Here is a 1,018-nt window from a genome sequence, read left to right as displayed (position 1 = left end):
CGCACGAATCCTTTCGTGTGGTATAGCAAGGTAATTATCAGTTTAATAATTCGAAAAGAGTTTGCTTTTAGGTTTTGTGCTAGCTAAGTGGCTTACAGAGTAATTGATTCAAACCACGCGAAAGGATTCGCGCGGCAGCTGTGGGGTACTCATTTCAAATTTAGCACTATCCGCCAAATGACCTATATTTATTGTTGTGCGCAGTTATTAATGCCATGAAATACTATTAATCACCATTGAAACCATAACCGTTATATCTTCTTTTCCTGAGATTTCTTTAGCATATTGTTCTGCTTCATCATATGACTCCCATAAATAAGAATAAATGCTTGCATCTTTAGTGTTTTTCAGCACAGAATATGATTCAATATCTCTTTTCCAATCGGTCACAAACGTTTTTCGCTTTTTGTTAGAATAGAGGTAGTATCGACCATTAATCTCACTCTTTGAATCATTGAGTTTTTCATAGTCCCATTTTTTTATTGCCTTACCATCATTAACAAAGCAAATCTTTTGGCAAATTATAATGGTTTTGTATCCCATTGGGATTTTTTCACTCAAAGTATCAATACTAAAATCATCTAAGTTGTCAGTTAAATTTGTAAATCCATTAGCATTTATAAAATACCTATCGTCAGATGTCACATCAAATGGATTCGATTTGTTTTTTGGAAAATCATAGGTTATTTCGGGTAATTCCATTTCATCAGTTTTTATAACTCCTTGATTATTGCTTCGATTAGTCTGAGTTTTACAACTTAAAAAAGATAGTATAGTCAATAAGTAGATAATCTTAATCTTCGGATTCATGTATTTATTCATAGTCAATCTGTTCTTTTAAATTGTTCCAATTATTTGAGCATAATTCAACTAAATTATCCTATTCTTTATCATTGTAATATTTTTCTAGCTCTATCATTTACCCTCGCTACCGCACGAATCCTTTCGTGTGGTATAGCAAGGTAATTATCAGTTTAATAATTCGAAAAGAGTTTGCTTTTAGGTTTTGTGCTAGCTA

1 protein-coding gene is annotated in these 1,018 nt (G+C 32.1%); it reads right to left on the bottom strand.

Going from position 1 to position 1,018, the window contains the following annotated elements:
* Positions 1 to 207: 207 nt before the first annotated feature.
* On the bottom strand, positions 208 to 702 hold the full coding sequence (locus tag KDU71_RS22765) for a hypothetical protein (protein ID WP_212193433.1): 495 nt from the start codon (positions 700 to 702) through the stop codon (positions 208 to 210).
* Positions 703 to 1,018 lie beyond the last annotated feature (316 nt).

Source organism: Carboxylicivirga sediminis (genome assembly GCF_018156225.1).
Lineage (GTDB): Bacteria > Bacteroidota > Bacteroidia > Bacteroidales > Marinilabiliaceae > Carboxylicivirga > Carboxylicivirga sediminis.
The sequence above is the reverse complement of the archived record's forward strand: the minus strand, read 5'-3'. Positions and strand labels throughout refer to the sequence as shown.